General features: G+C 57.1%; 1 protein-coding gene. It reads left to right on the top strand.

Annotated features, from left to right (window positions below; all coding sequences use genetic code 11):
* On the top strand, positions 1 to 681 hold a 681-nt coding region (gene rph / locus NW820_RS12920), incomplete at its 5' end, for a ribonuclease PH (protein WP_414407711.1).
* Positions 682 to 847: the final 166 nt, after the last annotated feature.

Genomic DNA, 847 nt, shown 5'->3' with positions numbered 1-847 from the left:
TTTGAGCGCCACTTTACCCGCTATGCCCCTGGCTCGGTGTTGGTCAAGTTCGGCCATACCCATGTCCTTTGCACCGCCAGTGTGGCCGAAGAAGTTCCCCCTTTTCTGCAGAACACCGGCCAAGGCTGGCTGACGGCTGAGTACCGCATGTTGCCCGGAGCCACGCAACAACGACAGCCGCGGGAAATGTTGAAACTATCGGGCCGTACTGCCGAGATTCAACGGCTCATCGGGCGCAGTCTGCGCGCCGCCTTGGATTTTCGCAAGCTGGGATCCCGTACCATCACCGTCGATGCCGATGTGCTGCAGGCCGATGGCGGAACGCGCACCGCCGCGATCACAGGGGGCTATGTGGCTCTGCACGACGCCATCACTTGGCTGTACAAACAGGGGGCGCTGGATCCGGCCCAGGGATCCCCGCTGCGGCAGCAGGTGGCGGCCCTTTCAGTAGGAATTGTGCAGGGAGAGGTACTTGTGGATCTGTGCTATGAGGAAGACAGCCAAGCCGAGGTGGACATGAACATTGTTATGAACGAGCAGGGATCCTTCATCGAGATCCAGGGCACTGCCGAAGCCGCCTGCTTCAGTCGCCCGCAACTGCTACAAATGTTGGAGATGGCCCAAGCCGGGATCCAAGAATTGCTACAAGCCCAACGGCAGGCTCTCAATTTAGAAAGATAGAGCCATAGCCGGACCCTAGCCTTGCAATGGTAATCCTTCAAGGCACTGCATATGGGATTGCATGGGTGTATATCCTGGTTGGCAAAGCGGTATTCCCTTGCTGTAAAGGAATGGCCGGGAAAGCTAAGATCAGCCAGTTGTTAAAATAAGTGAGCTCTCTGAAGCT

The organism is Synechococcus sp. R55.7, assembly GCF_047461955.1.
Lineage (GTDB): Bacteria > Cyanobacteriota > Cyanobacteriia > Thermostichales > Thermostichaceae > Thermostichus.
The sequence above is the reverse complement of the archived record's forward strand: the minus strand, read 5'-3'. Positions and strand labels throughout refer to the sequence as shown.